Source organism: Ruegeria sp. BG11 (assembly GCF_056538565.1).
Window position 1 is genome coordinate 51,831 of sequence record NZ_JBQFTH010000013.1, and the last position, 16,109, is coordinate 67,939.

20 protein-coding genes are annotated in these 16,109 nt (G+C 59.5%); 5 read left to right on the top strand and 15 right to left on the bottom strand.

Features of this window, described 5'->3' with window-relative positions:
* Position 1: 1 nt before the first annotated feature.
* Positions 2-487 (top strand): LysM peptidoglycan-binding domain-containing protein, encoded by a 486-nt coding sequence (locus tag ACR0JF_RS19310; protein WP_170662496.1) that lies wholly within the window; start codon positions 2-4, stop codon positions 485-487.
* 23 nt (positions 488-510) lie between these two features.
* Here the strand turns inward: ACR0JF_RS19310 and ACR0JF_RS19315 are convergent, their stop codons facing one another.
* From ACR0JF_RS19315 to ACR0JF_RS19330, 4 genes are all read right to left on the bottom strand, one after another.
* Positions 511-867, bottom strand: coding sequence for a hypothetical protein (locus tag ACR0JF_RS19315; protein WP_170662494.1), 357 nt, complete (start codon positions 865-867; stop codon positions 511-513).
* A 55-nt stretch (positions 868-922) separates the two neighbouring features.
* Entirely contained in the window at positions 923-4,378 is a 3,456-nt protein-coding gene (locus ACR0JF_RS19320) for an AAA family ATPase (protein ID WP_170662492.1), read from the bottom strand.
* A gap of 141 nt (positions 4,379-4,519) precedes the next feature.
* Entirely contained in the window at positions 4,520-4,915 is a 396-nt protein-coding gene (locus ACR0JF_RS19325) for a hypothetical protein (RefSeq protein WP_170662490.1), read from the bottom strand.
* Positions 4,916-4,950: 35 nt separating this feature from the next.
* The gene (locus tag ACR0JF_RS19330) at positions 4,951-6,159 is read right to left on the bottom strand and encodes an aminotransferase-like domain-containing protein (RefSeq protein WP_170662488.1); all 1,209 of its coding nucleotides are present in this window, start codon (positions 6,157-6,159) and stop codon (positions 4,951-4,953) included.
* 149 nt (positions 6,160-6,308) lie between these two features.
* On the opposite strand from ACR0JF_RS19330, the gene ACR0JF_RS19335 reads away from it, so the two are divergent.
* Positions 6,309-7,079: an FCD domain-containing protein gene (locus tag ACR0JF_RS19335; RefSeq protein WP_170662486.1), complete on the top strand. Its 771-nt coding sequence runs from the start codon at positions 6,309-6,311 to the stop codon at positions 7,077-7,079.
* A gap of 229 nt (positions 7,080-7,308) precedes the next feature.
* On the opposite strand, the gene ACR0JF_RS19340 is transcribed toward ACR0JF_RS19335, so the two are convergent.
* The 6 genes from ACR0JF_RS19340 to ACR0JF_RS19365 form a co-directional block, all read right to left on the bottom strand.
* Positions 7,309-7,869, bottom strand: coding sequence for a F0F1 ATP synthase subunit B (locus ACR0JF_RS19340; RefSeq protein WP_170662484.1), 561 nt, complete (start codon positions 7,867-7,869; stop codon positions 7,309-7,311).
* Between the two features lie 5 nt (positions 7,870-7,874).
* Positions 7,875-8,426, bottom strand: a complete 552-nt coding sequence (locus ACR0JF_RS19345; protein WP_170463175.1) for a F0F1 ATP synthase subunit B' — start codon at positions 8,424-8,426, stop codon at positions 7,875-7,877.
* Between the two features lie 86 nt (positions 8,427-8,512).
* Positions 8,513-8,737, bottom strand: coding sequence for a F0F1 ATP synthase subunit C (locus tag ACR0JF_RS19350; RefSeq protein ID WP_005981269.1), 225 nt, complete (start codon positions 8,735-8,737; stop codon positions 8,513-8,515).
* 48 nt (positions 8,738-8,785) lie between these two features.
* Positions 8,786-9,544 carry a F0F1 ATP synthase subunit A gene (locus ACR0JF_RS19355; protein ID WP_170662482.1) on the bottom strand — a complete coding sequence of 253 codons (759 nt, stop codon included), beginning with the start codon at positions 9,542-9,544 and terminating at the stop codon, positions 8,786-8,788.
* A gap of 2 nt (positions 9,545-9,546) precedes the next feature.
* Complete coding sequence (locus tag ACR0JF_RS19360; RefSeq protein ID WP_170380482.1) at positions 9,547-9,879, bottom strand: AtpZ/AtpI family protein; 333 nt, start codon at positions 9,877-9,879, stop codon at positions 9,547-9,549.
* Between the two features lie 185 nt (positions 9,880-10,064).
* Complete coding sequence (locus ACR0JF_RS19365; protein WP_170662589.1) at positions 10,065-10,976, bottom strand: DMT family transporter; 912 nt, start codon at positions 10,974-10,976, stop codon at positions 10,065-10,067.
* 84 nt (positions 10,977-11,060) lie between these two features.
* Between ACR0JF_RS19365 and ACR0JF_RS19370 the strand changes: the two genes are divergently transcribed.
* On the top strand, positions 11,061-11,396 hold the full coding sequence (locus tag ACR0JF_RS19370; RefSeq protein ID WP_170641466.1) for an ArsR/SmtB family transcription factor: 336 nt from the start codon (positions 11,061-11,063) through the stop codon (positions 11,394-11,396).
* Between the two features lies 1 nt (position 11,397).
* On the opposite strand, the gene ACR0JF_RS19375 is transcribed toward ACR0JF_RS19370, so the two are convergent.
* The 4 genes from ACR0JF_RS19375 to ACR0JF_RS19390 all read right to left on the bottom strand — a co-directional run bounded on the left by ACR0JF_RS19375 (position 11,398) and on the right by ACR0JF_RS19390 (position 14,012).
* Positions 11,398-11,811: a universal stress protein gene (locus ACR0JF_RS19375; protein ID WP_170662480.1), complete on the bottom strand. Its 414-nt coding sequence runs from the start codon at positions 11,809-11,811 to the stop codon at positions 11,398-11,400.
* 85 nt (positions 11,812-11,896) lie between these two features.
* The gene (locus ACR0JF_RS19380; RefSeq protein ID WP_170380485.1) at positions 11,897-12,172 is read right to left on the bottom strand and encodes a hypothetical protein; all 276 of its coding nucleotides are present in this window, start codon (positions 12,170-12,172) and stop codon (positions 11,897-11,899) included.
* Positions 12,173-12,231: 59 nt separating this feature from the next.
* Positions 12,232-13,137, bottom strand: coding sequence for a DMT family transporter (locus tag ACR0JF_RS19385; RefSeq protein ID WP_170662478.1), 906 nt, complete (start codon positions 13,135-13,137; stop codon positions 12,232-12,234).
* Positions 13,134-14,012, bottom strand: coding sequence for a LysR family transcriptional regulator (locus tag ACR0JF_RS19390; RefSeq protein ID WP_170556355.1), 879 nt, complete (start codon positions 14,010-14,012; stop codon positions 13,134-13,136). The genes ACR0JF_RS19385 and ACR0JF_RS19390 overlap by 4 nt, the downstream gene beginning before the upstream one ends.
* Positions 14,013-14,124: 112 nt before the next feature.
* On the opposite strand from ACR0JF_RS19390, the gene ACR0JF_RS19395 reads away from it, so the two are divergent.
* Together ACR0JF_RS19395 and ACR0JF_RS19400 are read left to right on the top strand one after the other, a co-directional pair.
* Positions 14,125-14,706 (top strand): NAD(P)H-dependent oxidoreductase, encoded by a 582-nt coding sequence (locus tag ACR0JF_RS19395; protein WP_170662476.1) that lies wholly within the window; start codon positions 14,125-14,127, stop codon positions 14,704-14,706.
* Positions 14,707-14,779: 73 nt separating this feature from the next.
* A complete protein-coding gene (locus tag ACR0JF_RS19400; RefSeq protein ID WP_170662474.1) occupies positions 14,780-15,520 on the top strand; it encodes an aspartate/glutamate racemase family protein in 741 nt (246 codons plus the stop codon).
* Here ACR0JF_RS19400 and ACR0JF_RS19405 read toward each other — a convergent pair whose 3' ends face one another.
* A complete protein-coding gene (locus ACR0JF_RS19405; RefSeq protein ID WP_170662472.1) occupies positions 15,521-16,051 on the bottom strand; it encodes a prolyl-tRNA synthetase associated domain-containing protein in 531 nt (176 codons plus the stop codon).
* Positions 16,052-16,109 lie beyond the last annotated feature (58 nt).

Below are 16,109 nucleotides of genomic sequence, written 5' to 3' on the forward strand. Positions count from 1 at the left end.
GATGAATATTGAGATACTTCAGCCCCAACCCTTCGACATCGTCGGCCAGACAATCATGATCGCCGGCAACGCCGTTGGCTTTGAAGGACACCTCTCCATCTCGGTCACCGAAGGTCATGTGGAATTCAATGGAGCCGCGACGGCTGGGGCTATTGCGCTTCGCCAGTTCCAAGCCACGCTGGATGTCCCTGACAATCCGAATTTCCAACTCGACCGTCTGATCCTGACGGTCAAGGATGACAGCGCCGGTGGTGAGGGCGGGATTCCAACCGTCCACGTCCCGGTCTTTTACGGCCCCCGCATTCTGCCGGGATATGTCGGGTATCGGAATTATACCGTCGCGCCCGGAGATAGTCTGACCGCGATCTCTGTATCGCAATACGGCAATGCCGGGCAGGTGTCGGTGATCCAAAGGGCGAACGCGCATTTTATCAGCGACCCGAATGTGATTTTCCCCGGTCAGGAGTTGAGGATTCCGATTGTCTGATCGCGCGTGAGTAGCGCAGACAGCTATTGCGCTTCGGATCTAACTGGATACCGATCGCCCTTTTGATCGATCAGAATCAACCGATCGCCACTGCGCACATAGAGATCGCACCGGCTGAACCCGTTGCGATAGGCGATACAAACGCTGCCATCCTCGGCAATGGAATAGGTGCCAAAGGCGGATTCTCCGCTGGCGTAGGTGTAGGAATAGGCCCCTCCGGCCGAGTATTTGGACTGACCGTCGTCAAAAAAGGTCAAAGTCCGGCCAGCCAAGCCGTTCAGCTCTTCAAAGGTCAAAGGCACGTCTCCGGGCTTTAAGGCCCATTCGGCGGCAGAAAGCGGGCTGGCGGATAGCAGGGCGAGCAATAGAAAACGTATCATGCGGCCACCCTAGCCCGAAGCGGCGTGAAACAGGTATAACGTTGCAGTGAGGGGGTCAGGCGACCATCTGCTCGGCTTTTTTCAAATCGACCGAGACCAGTTGGCTGACGCCCTGTTCCTGCATCGTGACGCCGAACAGCCGATCCATCCGAGCCATGGTCACCGCGTGGTGGGTGATAATCAGGAACCGTGTGTCGGTCTGGCGGCACATCTCGTCCAGCAGGTCGCAGAACCGGGTGACGTTGGCGTCGTCCAGCGGCGCATCGACCTCATCCAGCACGCAGATGGGGGCCGGATTTGCGAGGAAGACGCCAAAGATCAGCGCGGTCGCGGTCAGAGTCTGCTCACCGCCCGACAATAGGCTGAGGGTCGAGAGCTTCTTGCCCGGCGGCTGGCACATGATCTCAAGCCCGGCATCCAGCGGGTCATCGCTTTCCACCATGACCAGATTGGCCTCGCCGCCGCCAAACAGGTGCTTGAACAGCATGGCGAAGTTCGAATTCACCTGTTCAAACGCGGTCAGCAGTCGCTCACGCCCTTCACGGTTGAGACTGGCGATGCCGCTGCGCAGAGCTTTGATGGCCTCTTCCAGATCGGCCTTTTCACCGTTCAGAGTATCGAACTCTTCCTGTACTTCCTTGCTGTCTTCTTCTGCCCGCAGGTTGACCGCGCCCATCGCGTCACGTTGACGTTTGTGGCGGTTGACCTCTGCCTCAAGCGCGTCGGCGGCGGGCATCTGATCCGGGTTCACGTCCAACTGGTTCAGTAGCTGGTTCGGGGTCAGCTGCTGATCCTCGGCAATCCGTTCCGCCGCCGCGGTTACGCTTTCCTTAGCCGCATCACAGCGCGCCTCGGCCGCCGCACGGGTTTCGCGCGCCTCCGAGGCCAGACGTTCGGCTTCGCGCTCGGCCAGAACCACTTCTCGCTGCTGGGTTTCCGCCTGAGCCAGCTTGTCGGCGGCCTCGGCCCGGCGGGCTTCGGCGGCTTCGATCAACTCGTTCAGCTCTTCCCGCGCTTCGGCGATTTCTGCGGGGGCGGCCATGGCCTCGGAGAGTTCCTCCTCGGACCCCTCCTTGCGGTCGGCCAGTTCGGAAACCCGCTTTTCGGCGGTCTCCAACCGGTGCTTCCACCCGCTGAGGTCTTTCGTCACCTCCTGGCTGCGACGTGTCCGAGCCTCACCCTCGCGGCGCAGTTCATCATGGGTCGAGCGGTGTGTCAGCATGGTGATCCGCGCGGCCTCGACCGTTTGCTTGATGTCTTCAACCTGCGCACGGGCACTGTCGAGGTCGCCCAGTTCGGCCAGCGCCGCTTCGGCTTCACGCAGTTGCGCGCGGGCAGACATGGCGTCGTCTTTGTGGCGATCCACAGACAGGGTCAGAGTTTCCAGCTTACCCTGCGCCAGATTGCGATCCGCTTCGGCGCGCGACAAGGCGCGGGCGGTTTCGGCCATGCGCTGATCGGCAGCGCGGCGTGCCTCACGCGCGCGACGGTCAGCTTCGGTGACATCGGCCAATTGCTGCGACAGGGCCTCATGCGCGGCGCGGGCGCCTTCGGCCTGCGCCTCGGTGCGGGCGAGTTCCTGTTTCAAGGCTTCCAGCTTGTTCAGCTGCTCCAATCGCAGGGCGGCAGCGCTGGGGGCATCTTCGGCCCAGGCGCGGAATCCGTCCCAGCGCCACAGATCACCCGAGCGCGACACCAGCCGCTGACCCGGCTTCAATGACGTCTGCAACTGTGCGCCAAGCTCAGCATCCACCAAGCCGATCTGCGCTATCCGGCGGCTGAGGCGATCCGGTCCCGAGACATGCAGCGCCAAAGGTTCGGCCCCTTCTGGCAGAGGCTGATCTGAGTCATACCCCGCGACCTGAACCCAACCCGATGGCCCGTCGCCCTCAACCAACGGCGCGCGCAGGTCGTCAGCCAAAGCCGCCCCCAGCGCTTTTTCAAAGCCCGGCGCGACGCGCAGAAGGTCCAGCACCTGCCCGCCTTCGGCGGTGTCCCGTTCGACCAGTTTGGCGAGCGCGGTGGTTTCGGCCCGGATGGCCCCCAACTCACCCTCAGCCTCGGACCGTTGGGCCCGTGCCTCAGCCTCGCGCGCCTGCGTCTCGGTCCGCATCTCATCTGCGGCAGCCAGCGCTTCCTCGGCTGCTTCGGCGGCTTCCCGGGCCTCTTCTTCACCCTCTTGCGCCGCTTCAAAAGCGTCATCCGCCCGCATAAGGGCAGACTTGGCTTCGTCCACCGCCAGCCGTGCCTTTTCCTCTTCGCCCTCAGACCGGGCTAAGGTCTTGCGGCTGTCCTCAACCAAGCGCTGCGCCGACTGGTGGCGCGCGACCAGGCGGGCCATATCCTCGGTCTGTTGAGACAGGTGGTCTTCGCGTTCCTGAAGGATGGAGGCCGCTTCGCGCGCCACCTCGGCGGCCTCGGCGACTTTCTCGTCATGACCTTCCGCGGCTTTGATCAGCTCGCGGGCTTCCCATTCAAGGCGCTCGATCATTTCGCCAGCATCGCGGTTCAGGCCCGTTTCGCGTTCGATATCGTGCCCGAGTTGCTGAATGCGGTTGGTCAGCGTTTCAATGGTCTGGCGCGCGCGGGTTTCCTGATCCGAAAGCTGATCGCGCTGCACCTGCTGGCGTTGCAGAACGGCGGCGGCGATGGCCTCCTCCTCGCGCAGGGGCGGCAAGGTTTCTTCGATCTCGGCGCGTTTGGCAGCGGCTTCGCGGGCGGCGGCCTCCGCGCGTGAGGCTTCAGTGATCCGGTCGCGCAGCTTGTCTTCAGCAACCTGGCGGGCGATATCGGCCTCTTTCCAGCGCCGATAGAGCAGCATCCCCTCGGCCTGCCGCAGCTGTTCCCCGATCTCGCGGTAGCGGGCCGCCTGACGCGCCTGACGCGCCAATTGCGCAAGTTGACCGCCCAACTGTTCCAGCACGTCATCGACACGGGTCAGGTTGGCCTCGGTGCCTTTCAGCTTCAACTCGGCCTCATGCCGTCGCTGATAGAGGCCCGAGATCCCGGCAGCCTCTTCCAGAATGCGACGGCGGGCACGGGGTTTGGCGTTGATCAGCTCGGCGATACGGTTCTGCCCGACCAGCGCTGGCGAGTGCGCCCCGGTCGAAGCATCCGCGAACAGCATTTGTACATCGCGGGCGCGCACGTCCTTGCCATTGGTCTTATAGGCGCTGCCGACATCGCGGGTGATGCGGCGGATGATCTCCAACTGGTCGCTGTCATTGAAACCCGAAGGCGCCAGACGTTCCGAGTTGTCCATGGTCAGGACCACTTCGGCAAAGTTGCGCGCAGGTCGCGTGGCCGCCCCGGCGAAAATCACATCCTCCATGGCGCCGCCGCGCATGGATTTGGGGCGGTTTTCGCCCATCACCCAGCGTAGAGCCTCAAGTAGGTTGGATTTGCCGCAGCCATTGGGACCCACCACACCGGTCAACCCGTCCGCAATGATCAGATCGGTCGGGTCAACAAAGCTTTTGAAGCCGGTCAGTTTGAGTTTGCTAAAGCGCAAAGGCGGCCTGTCCCATGATTCCTAATACAGGGAAGTCTGCGCAACGGATTGGGGCCGAGTCAACGGATATGCGCAGGATATGGGCAATGGACCCGAGTTATCCACAACATCTTGGCAGTTTCACGCGCAACGCGACGCGCGCTAATAGGGCGTGCACTCGAAGACCTGATAACCGGATTCCCCGGAATAGCCGTAGTTGACGCATTCATAGGGCCGCAAAAGCAGCGCACCAAAGATCAGCTTTTCCCCCAGCTCCTGATCACACTCCAACACACCCACCGTCACCGCCGCATCGCCCAACACATCCATCAACGGACAGCCCGAGACCTGCGCCATAGCCAGTGCCGCCCGGTCGCGAACCGGCCCCAGGCGCGGCGCGTATTGAGAGTTCACCCGCACCGCCTCGGCCAATGGGCCGCGCACACGCACGTCAAAGACACTACCATTCACCGCAACCCGCGTTGCAGGCATATCACGGAAGTGAGGCGAGCCACCCGAACAGGCAGCCAGCAGCAGGATAGGAAGCAGACGTATCATGCTGCCGTTCTAAAGGTGATATGGTTAACGAAGCCTTACTGACCGCCAGCACGAAGGACCTGCCCAAGGCGCCGAATGCCCTGGCGGATGGTGTCCTCATCGGAGTTTGAGAAACTCAGCCGAAGGGTATTTTCACCACTGCCATCCGGGAAAAACGCCTGACCGGGCACAAAGGCCACTTTGACCGTATCCAGAGCCCGGGCCAAAAGCGCAGCACCGCTGGTCCCGGCGGGCAGCGTCAGCCACACGAACATCCCCCCCTCGGGTTTGGTCCAGGAGACACCCTCGGGCATATGCGCTTGCAATGCCGTCAGCATGGTATCGCGGCGCGCGCGATAGGTCTGCCGGACCTTCGGGATATGGCTTTCGAAACAGGCCTGCGCCACCTGATGCACAGCCATCTGGTTGATCGTGGCTGAATGGAGATCCGCCGCCTGCTTCATCAGAACCAGCTGCGAGATGATAGGTTTGGCCGCCACAACCCAACCAACCCGCAACCCCGGCGACAGGGTCTTCGAGAAACTACCGCAATAGATCGTCCGACAGGCCTCAATCGACCCCTTCCGCGCTTGCTCCAGCGCCAGAATCGGAGGGATTGGCGCACCGTCATAGCGCAGCGCCTGATAGGCCCCATCTTCGATGACCGCGCAGTCCAGATCCTCAGCCAGATCCAGCAGCGCCTCGCGCCCACGCAGATCGACAGTTTCACCCGTGGGATTGAAAAAGTCCGGCGAGAGATACGCGAATTTGACCCGTCCCTCGCCGGCGGCTTTTTGGTATTCCTCGGCCCCTTGATTGCTAGGAATGCTGAGCCGGTCGAAACGCGGCTCATAGGCATTGAACGCGGAGATTGCACCCAGATAGGTCGGCCAGCCAACCAAGGCGGTATCGCCCGGAGACAAGAACAGCTTGCCCAAATAGTCCAGCGCCTGCTGTGAGCCCGAAGTGATCAGGATGTTGTTCATGTCACACGCGACCCCGATCGAGGCCATATGGTCGACCAACCATTCGCGCAGCGGCGCGTATCCTTCGCTCACCGAATATTGCAGCGCTTGTGCTTGCCGGTCCGGACCAAGGGCCGTCTGAAAGGCCTGCGCAAACGCGTCCGCCGGAAACAGGGCAGGATCGGGGATACCACCGGCGAATGAGATGATATCCGGCTGATCCAGGAGTTTCAGCAACTCCCTGATCTCGGATGCCTTCATGTTCTGCGTCCGAGTGGCGAATAGCGGATGTGTACTCATTGGGCTCCTCCGATCTCAATGCGCGCAGCCTATGCAGACACTAAGTAAAGTCAATAATGCTGACCTAATGTTTCACACGATGTGAAGCCCAGTTCTTGAACCCGCACGCGCCCTGTGGTCATATGTTTTGACCAATTTCGGACGACCCTATGCCCTTTCAGAAAATTCAGACCGAGAAGCTTTCGATTGCTGTGGTTCGGCAGATCGAACTGCTGATCCTGCGTGGCATCCTACGCCCCGGCGAGAGATTGCCGTCAGAACGAGAACTGGCCGAGCGGATGGGTGTTTCACGCCCGTCCCTGCGCGACGCCATCGCCGAATTGCAGGAGCAGGGCCTGCTGACCGCAAAAGCCGGGTCAGGAATCTACGTGGCCGAAGTGCTAGGATCCGCTTTTTCGCCAGCACTAATCCGATTGTTTGGCAGCCATGAAGAGGCAGTGTTCGACTACCTCTCTTTCCGCCGCGACCTCGAGGGGCTGGCGGCCGAGCGTGCCGCGCGTCTGGGATCGACCAGTGATCTGAAGGTCGTTCAGGCGATCTTTGACCGGATGGAGGCCGCCCATGACCGCAACGCCACCCAAGATGAGGCGCAACTGGACGCGGATTTCCACATGGCCATCATCGAGGCCAGCCACAATGTGATCATGCTGCATATGATGAGGTCAATGTATGACCTGCTACGTCAGGGCGTGTTCTACAATCGCCAAATGATGTTCCAGCAACGCGCAACCCGCGAAGCCATCCTCGACCAACACCGAGCGATTAACGCCGCCTTACAGGCGCGCAACCCTGCCGAAGCGCGTTTGGCGGTGGAACTGCATTTGGATTTCGTCGAGCGCTGCATGACGGATCATCAAAAGGCGGAACGGAACGAGATTATTGCGCAGCAAAAGCTGGAACATGAAACAAGGCAAAACTAGTTTGCACAAGGAGAATCCGTGCGCATGCATGTTTTTCCGCACAAACTGATCAGAATCCCATTCATCGTAACAATAGTGGGAGCAGAATCACTCACCCAATAGTTCCCGTTTGTCTAACCCGTCAATTTCAGTGCCGCTCTACTCGTATTTTTCGCATGGCCCCGGAATATTGGAAAAACCCGAGAGCGGGAAGCTCTCGGGTCCTGAAATCAAACACTGAAAACGGTGTTTAATGTAGCTTAGTGCCTACATCTGCGATCGACGCGTCGATCAACTTGTTGGCCTGCGCCGCAGTCATCTGTTTCGCCAGAACCGCGCTGGCTGCAGATACCGCAACCGAGATCGCCTGATCGCGAACTTCCTTCACGGCCGAAGCCTCAGCCGAAGCGATCTGATCCTGCGCGGCCGCCAAACGGCGTGCGATAGATTTTTCCAGATCGACCTTGGCCTGTTCCGCTGCCAGAGCCGCATCGTCCTTGGCCGCAGCCACGATGGCATCTGCCTGCGTCTGCACTTCACGCTGCTTACGCTCATACGAGGCCAGCAGGCTGCGCGCTTCTTCATGCAAGGCGCGAGCTTCGTCCAGCTCGGACTTGATGCCCTCGGCACGGTTGTCCAGGGCGCCACCGATCAAGCCGGGGACCTTGAAGTAGAACAGAACCGCGATGAAGACGATGAAGCCCAGAAGAACGACAAAGTCAGTGTTACCCAGCGAGAAAAACGGGCCTTTGGCTGCCAATGCGGGGCTGGCTGCGCCGAAGGTCAGGATAAGTGCAAGAGTGTTCCGCATGTCACTTATCCTTTCATCTGCGCGTCAACGGCACTGTCGATGGCTTTGGCATCTGCCTCGCCGCCCAGTGCGGTCACCAGTTCAGCCGCCGTATCCTTGGCAACCACTTGAATGCTTTCCAGCGCACCGGCACGGATATCGGCAATTGCCTTCTCCGATTCAGCCGCCTTTGCAGCGATTTCCGCATCCGCTTTGGCAATCGCGTCATCCAGACCAGACTGGATTTCGGCGCGGGCTTCCGCTGCGATACGCTGAGCCTCAGAACGGGCATCGGCCAGCGCCTTGTTGTAGGCCTCTTCGGCCTCGACCGCCTTGGCCTTCAGATCTTCGGCCGCAGCCAGGTCATTTGTAATGGTCCCCTGACGTTCAGCCAGGATTGCCGCGATGCGAGGCAGAGCCACGCGAGACAGGACCAGAAAGATGACGACCAGCGTAATGACCAGCCAGAAAATCTGGTTGGGGAACCAATCGAAGCAGAGCTGCGGCATCCCGATGGCAGAGCCATAGGAGTCGACGCACGAGCCAGCTACCTCTTTAGTAAGGGGTTCAGTCGCCATGATATCCTCCGTCAGAAACGTGTCTTTACAACAGGTGGGCCGCTATGGCTTGGGCCCACCTGCGCGTAAGGATCAGGTTCCGCAGATTATACGGCGAACATCAGCAGAAGCGAGACCAGGAATGCGAAGATCCCCAGGGCTTCTGCGAACGCGATACCGATGAAGAGGGTTGCGGTCTGCGAAGCAGCCGCCGAAGGGTTGCGCAGGGCGCCGGCCAGGAAGTTGCCTGCTACGTTGCCCACCCCGATTGCGGCTGCGCCGGAACCGATTGCTGCCAGGCCTGCGCCGATGTGTGCGAGATCGCCTTCCATGATGTATCTCCTTACGAATTGGAAGTTTCGATGTTGGGTGTTCGGACCTTAGTGCGACGGATGCAGCGCATCTTTCAGATAAACACAGGTCAGAATGGTGAAAACGTAGGCCTGAATGAAGGCCACCAGGACCTCGAGACCATACATTGCGGTGATCGCCAGAACGGACACGGGCGAAATCACGGCAACCGCAGCGAAGCCTGCGAAAACCTTGATCACCGCGTGGCCAGCCATGACGTTACCGGCAAGACGAATGGAGTGGCTGACAGGGCGTACGAAATACGAGATCAGCTCGATGATCGCCAGGATCGGGCGCAGGGCCAGAGGCGCGCTGGACACCCAGAACAGACCCAGGAACGCAGCACCGTTTTTGACGAAACCCAGAACGGTCACGGTCAGGAACACAGCCAGTGCCAGCGGGATGGTAACCGCGAAATGCGAAGTTGTGGTGAACGAGGTCGGGATCAGGCCCAGGAAGTTGGCGCAGACAATGAACATGAACAGGGTCATGACATAAGGGAAGAACTTAACGCCTTCCTTGCCGCAGATGTCTTCCAGCATCTTGTAGACGAAGCCGTAGGTCAGCTCTGCGATCGACTGCGTACGCGTCGGAACGATTGCGCGCTTCGATGTGGGCAGAACCAGCAGCAGAACAACCGCGACGATTGCAAAGAACAGCCACAGAGTCACGTTGGTGATGGTGAACATGCCAACAGCGCCGTCGCCAAACAGCGGTTTGACGATGAACTGATCCATTGGGTGGAATACCAGGCTGCTGCCTTCTGCTGCGGTGGTCTCAGTTGCCACGTTCAGTCCCTCTCGTCCTTCTCGGCGGCCGTCGCCGCCATTTGTTTCTCTTGGGCCTCTTTCGCGCTGCGGAGCATAACCTTCACGCCCGCGACAAGGCCCAGCAATGTGAACAGCACCAGAAAGATCGGGATTGTCCCGAGCAGGCTGTCCAGCCCGTATCCGATACCAAATCCGATTCCCAGACCGGATACCATTTCGATGACCATCCTCCAGGCAAGCTCGCCTCCGGATACGTCAGCATCTGCACGGGGTTTTGGCTGTTTCGCCTTTTTCGCCGCGTCAATCTTGGCCTCAAGCTGCGCCATACGCTGCTTTTGGTCGTCATCGGTCACGGGCGTTTCCCTCGTACAGTCTTGAGGCTAGGTGCTAAGGGTCAAGGGGCGCAGAGTCAACGGGCTTGCGCGCCCGAATTGACGCAGGTTAATGCATTGTTTTTAAATAATTAAATCACCTATCCAAAATCGCTCAACTGCACAGGCAAAGGCCAAAGTCAGGCAATCTACCTAAAATGCCATATTCAACCCTTTGGTTGATCTTTAACTTCCGCGCCTTGGCGCATCCGCCGAACAATGCGCCCATCGATCAGCAAAAGCCCGACAAGGATCGCAGCCATACCAAGCATATGCTCGGGGCGCAAAGCCTCTTGTAACACCCACGTTCCCAGCACCAACGCCGAGACCGGCGCGATGAGGGTAGCGGTTGAAATGTTCGTCGGACCCACCTTGGGCAGCAACCAATAAAACACGATGAACGCCGCCGAGGTCAGGACAAATCCGATCATCAGCAGAGACGCCCAGGTTTCAACCCGGGTGACATGGGGCAACCCCTCTTGCCAGAGGGCCAGCGGAGTGATTGCCAGTGTTGCTCCGGTCAGAGCCACGGCCACCAGCACGACCGGCTGCATGTCCCGAAACGCGCGCGCAAAGTTGAGCGAGAAAGCATAGCAGACCGGAGCCAGTAGGATCAGTAGAATGGCCCAGAACTGGGAGTTGGCCCCGGAATACAGAACAGGCAGCGACAGCACGACAATGCCCGCAAACCCACTGACCACGCCCAAAGACTTCAAGAAGGTTGCCCGCTCACCACCCGGCCAGAAATGTGAAACGATGACCGCAAAAGTAGGCGTCGTTGCATTTACGATACCGGTGACACCAGCACCAATATACTGCTGGCCCAGTGCGTAGAACGCGAAAGGTGCGGAATAGCTGAGCGCACCGAACCCTAGCAAAGTAATCGCGCGCTTGACTGACAGGTGTACGTTCAAACGGGCACCAATCACGTAAATCCAGCACCCCAGTGCTCCGAACCCGACCCGTCCCATGGAGACGGACAGCGGCCCGAGTTCGCGCAGCAAAATGACGTTGAACATGAAGGACATGCCCCAGCCGATGCCGAGGATACAGATCACCAGCCAGTATTTCAGCGGCATTGAGACACCCATTTGCAAGTCACGGCGCAGCATCGCAATGGGCTGCAAATTGTCAAACCGGTTCCTGCGTATTAGGAACGTGACATGTCTAGCGATCTCGATACTGTTTTTGCCGCTTTGGCCGATCCGACCCGCCGCACCATCCTTGCGATGCTGCTGGAGGATGACATGGCCGTCACGGATGTGGCCGAACCGTTCGAGATGTCTCTGGCCGCGATCTCGAAACATCTGGTCATTCTGACCCGGGCCGGGCTGATCAGCCAGGAAAAACGCGGGCGGGTAAAATGGTGCAAGCTTGAGCCGGACGCCCTGCGCGCGGCCTCGGTCTGGATGCAGGGCTTCGGGCAGTTCGAACCCGTCAATCTGGACGCGTTCGAACGGTTCTTGGAAGTCGAGCTACCGTCGGGAGACGACCCCTAAGTCATCTGACCACGAAGACCGACATTTTTGAATGCTGCGCCAGTTTCCCGGCGTGGCTCGTGAAGATGTAGTCTGTGATCCGCGGGGCATGTGTGCCAACAACGATCAGATCCGCGCCAATCTCTTCGGCGGCTTTCGCAAGATCCCCATCCACTTCAGCGGCCACATCGACAGAGTGGATATTGCGCGTCTCAACCACGGTGCCACTTAGTTTGCCGATCTCGTCTGCCAGCGCGGATAGGCTTTCGGCAATCGCCTCATCTGTTTGCAAGGCTTCACCAGGCTGCATACCCGTCACGCTGACGAGGGTAACCTTGGCGCTCTGCCATTTGGCGATTTCAGCCGCGACTGCAGTTGCCTTCTGGACCTCAGGCGGCATATGCAAGTCGACAGGGATCATGATGTGATTGTACATGATGTCCTCCTCTCTCCGGGTTTGAGACTAGAGGACACGGCAACTTGCGGCCTTGATCTGGCTCAACCCCTTTAAAAGGGCCGGTTTACCCCTCCTGACTGTACTCTACATCGGTAATCACACCGGTCACATCCGCCCGACAAATCCAGGGGGCTTCAGCACCCGCCACAGAGACGCTCACGACCGTTCCCGTTGCCTCTGACTGCGTTGAGGTCGCCTGAACATTGCCAGATGCCACACCTGTTTCCGCCGAGACCAGCGCCTCGCAACTGGCCTGCAGATCTGATCCCTTTTGTTCAGAGACGGTTGGGGCACAGGCACAGAGGAAAAGGGCCGTTCCAATCACGAAAACTCGGGTCATTTTTGCGTTCCTTTCGCAGAATAGGCCAAATCTGCCACAGCTGGGATCAGGCACAAGAGTCATTCCGGCGCTGTTTGCCGAGCAGGCGCTTCGTCTTTCAACAGCATGAGAAGCGCGAGGATGGTCAGCCCGACCCCACCCAGAATAAGGCCCGTCGGGACGCCGTTGCCCAGCGCGATCTCCCACAAGATCACCCAGCTTGGGACAAGATAGGTATAAGCCATCACCTTGGCCGAGGGCAGGCGCAAAGCGGCGAACTGCACCAGCACGAAACTGACAGCTGTCGCAAAGAAGGACAGGTAGAGCAGGCCCAGCCAGACGATACCCGGAAGGTTGGCCCAGTCGGTTGCAAGGATATCGCGCCAGCCAAAGCCGGTCAGTAACAGGCACCCTGCGACAAGCGTGCCGAAGGTGAACACTACAGCCGGCTCGCCCCGGTTCAGTTTGCGCACCATCGGGGTGTAGATCGCATGGGCGACACAGCCCCAGAAATAGATGATCTCGCCCCCTCCGATCGAGAACGCCCGGAAAGCCTGCCAATCCGCGCGAAAAATCACCCAAAGCGCGCCTGCCGCACCGACCACTAAAGCCAGTGCCATCCGGGGTGTTGTGACCTGACGCAACAGCGCCCACCCGGCGAAGGCGGCGATGACGGGCGTCAAGGTGAACACCGCAGCCGCGCTGACCGGTGGGGCGGTTTGCAGCCCGTAGAACATTAGCACGAAATAGGTGGCGAACAGCCCGCCAAGCACAAGATACCGCCAAGGCGCCTGCGCCGCGCTGCGTGGCAAACCGGTGGTGGCCAATGCGGCAAGGCCGATCACACCTGCTGCTATCCCGAACCTCACCGCATTCAGCGCCGCCGGGGCGATCTCATTGGCGATGATCGAACCCAACGAGAAACTGCCTGCGACCAGGGCCGAGAAGACCAGCATGGCCAGATGGCCACGCGCTTGTGGACTCATGGCAGCCAGCCCTTGGACTGGTCTTTCAGGAATTGCAGGAAAGACTGCACCTTGGTCGTGCGATGCAGGTCAACATGGGTCACCAGCCACAGTTTACCGGACCATTCCGGCAGCGGCTCCATGACTTCTTCGAGTTCAGGATGGCGCGCAGCTTCCCACCGGGCCATGAAGCCAATGCCTGCCCCGGCCAGAACCGCTTCGCCACAGGTGAAGTTGTTGGAACACAAGAAGGTCATTGCCTCAACCGGTGCATTCGCACGCAGCCAGCGAGAAAACGGCGCGCGGCTGTTTTCGTCGTCATTTCCGACAAAGGCGTGGTTGCCAAAATCCTCGACGCCCGAAGGTTTGCCGCGCCGCGCGATATAATCCTTGCTAGCGTAGAGCCCGACTTCCTGCGCGACAAAGGGCTGTACCACGTTGTCTGGTTGATCGGGTGCGGCACCGGCACGAATGGCCACATGTGCCTCACCATATTCCAGTCGGAACAGACGATCCCCGGTCAGATAGCGAACGATCAGGCCCGGATGTGACCTCTGAAACTCGGTCAATGTCGGCACGACCAGAGGGGCCAGCGACGCCAGAGAGGTCACGACCAACTCGCCCGAGACATCATCGCCGCGCCCCTTCATGCGACCGACCAGCTGGTTGAATTGATCTTCGGTTGCTTGGGCCACGCGCAACAGGTCCTCACCCGCCTCGGTCGGGGTGTACCCCCGCGCATGACGCTGGAACAGCTTCACGCCCAGACGCGCCTCGATGGCGTCGATATGGCGAATGACCGTCGCATGATGCACGCCCAGAACCTCGGCCGCGCCGCTGACCGTTCCCATACGGGCCACCTGATACGCGGTTCTGACTTCGTCCCAATTGTCCATCACGACCTCATAATGTGCAATTTCAAACACTCAATGTTGACTTAGCCGAGTTTTGTTCGTCAGCGCAATGCTCATATTGGAAGCAGAGCGAAAATTCCCCAATGAGGACATCATGACCAAAACAATCCTGCATATCGACGCCTCGGCCCGCCGCAACGGATCAGCAACCCGCGACCTGTCGCATCGCGTCGTCCAGCATCTTGGCGCGGAACGCATCATCCGCCGCGATCTGGCTAGCCCCCTGCCCCTACTGACCGAGGACTGGATCGCCGCTAACTTCACCCCGGCAGACCAACGCGATGCCGTTCAGCGCGATCAACTGGCCCTGTCCGACGAACTGGTGAACGAACTGCAACGCGCCGATACCATCGTGATCGGCCTACCGATCTACAACTTCTCGGTCCCGGCGGCGTTCAAGGCGTGGATTGATCTGGTTGCCCGAGCCGGTCTGACATTCTCTTACACCGAAAACGGCCCCAAAGGTCTGCTTGAAGGCAAACGCGCCGTTCTGGCAATCGCATCAGGTGGCACGGCGGTCGGATCTGAAATCGACTTTGCAACCAACTACGCCAAACATGTTCTAGGCTTCATCGGCATCACTGACGTCGACGTCGTAGCTGCAGATCAATTGGCCATCGATGCCGACTCGTCGGTAAAAAATGCCCACAAAGCCATTGGTGAACTGGCAGCCTGATCAGGCTCTGGCCAAAGCAAAGCGAAACGTCCAATCTGCGCAGCATTAGCTTTCTGCGGATTGGGCGTTTGTCATGAAAAAGATCGGAATTCTTGGGGGCGTCGGCTGGGCCTCGACGGTGGATTACTACCGTGCGATTTCCGAAGGGGCGAGCCGCCACTTCGCAGCGCGTGGACACGAGTCCCCCCTACCTATCCCGCCGATGACAATCGAGTCCGTCACGCAAGCCAAAACACGTGTCTTACGCGGAGTGGCCGGCGATGAGGCCAGTTGGGCCGCATTCGACGCAGTGTTTCGCGAAGCGCTTCTGACCTTGGAGAATGGGGGATGTGATTTTGGGATCATCGCCTCAAACACTCCACACGCACGTCTTCATGCGATCCGGCAGGGCGTGTCGATGCCCATTCTCAGCATCTTCGACGCGACGGCCGAGGTCACCGCGTCAACAGGCGCGTCACGGGCGCTGGTTTTGGGCACAACCGTGACGATGCAGGCGACCAACTACGCAGACAGATTGGCCGATGAGGGCATCGCCGCGAATGATCGTCTGCCCGAAGCCGAAATCGCCGAGATGCAGGCCATGATCGACAGTGAGTTTTATGGCGGTGCGTCAGAATCCGCTCATGACCGGCTGCTGGCCTTTTGTAACAAGCATGCAGAACCGGGCACGGCCATCCTACTGGCTTGTACGGAACTGCCGCTGGCTTTCCCCAACCATCTGGACGACCCGGTGTTCGAAGCCGATGGACATTTGTTCATCAATCCGTCGGCGGCCCATGTCGCCGCTGCGCTGAAACAAGCGTTGGAGGAGTGATTACGGCAGCCAGGTCACGTCGCATCCGATCCGATCGAAGAACGCCATCAAATCGGACTGCTTCATCGCGACGGTTCGGTCATTGACCAGCGGGTGCATGTAGATCGCATCGGCCTGCTGCGCCGCTGCGTCCATGAAGAACCGCACGTTATTCTGTACCCCGTTGATCATCGCCAGCGGGCTGACTGCACCCGGACGGATGCCGAGGTTCTCCAACAAGCGATCCGCCAAGCCGAAAGACAGGTTACCGATCCCCAATTCAGCGCCCAGCGCTTTGAGGTCAATCTCGCGGCTCTGTTCAAGCGTCACCAGATAGTTGCGCTTTTTCTTGTCGCGCAGATACAGGTTCTTCAACCGCAACGCATTCTCGCCCGGCACCATGAACTGGCCCTCAACTGCCTTCGCATCCTCAACTGTGCGCAGTGGCACATGAGAATGCAGCCGATACGCCAACCCCCAATCATCCAACTGCGCCAACAACGCATCAGAACTGAGCGGCAATGTATCTTGATAAGCGGATGATGCGTCCATGAAAGCCTCCTGTTTGACGCGCTCATCGCGCAACGCGCGGGCAAATTCAAGCCACGAC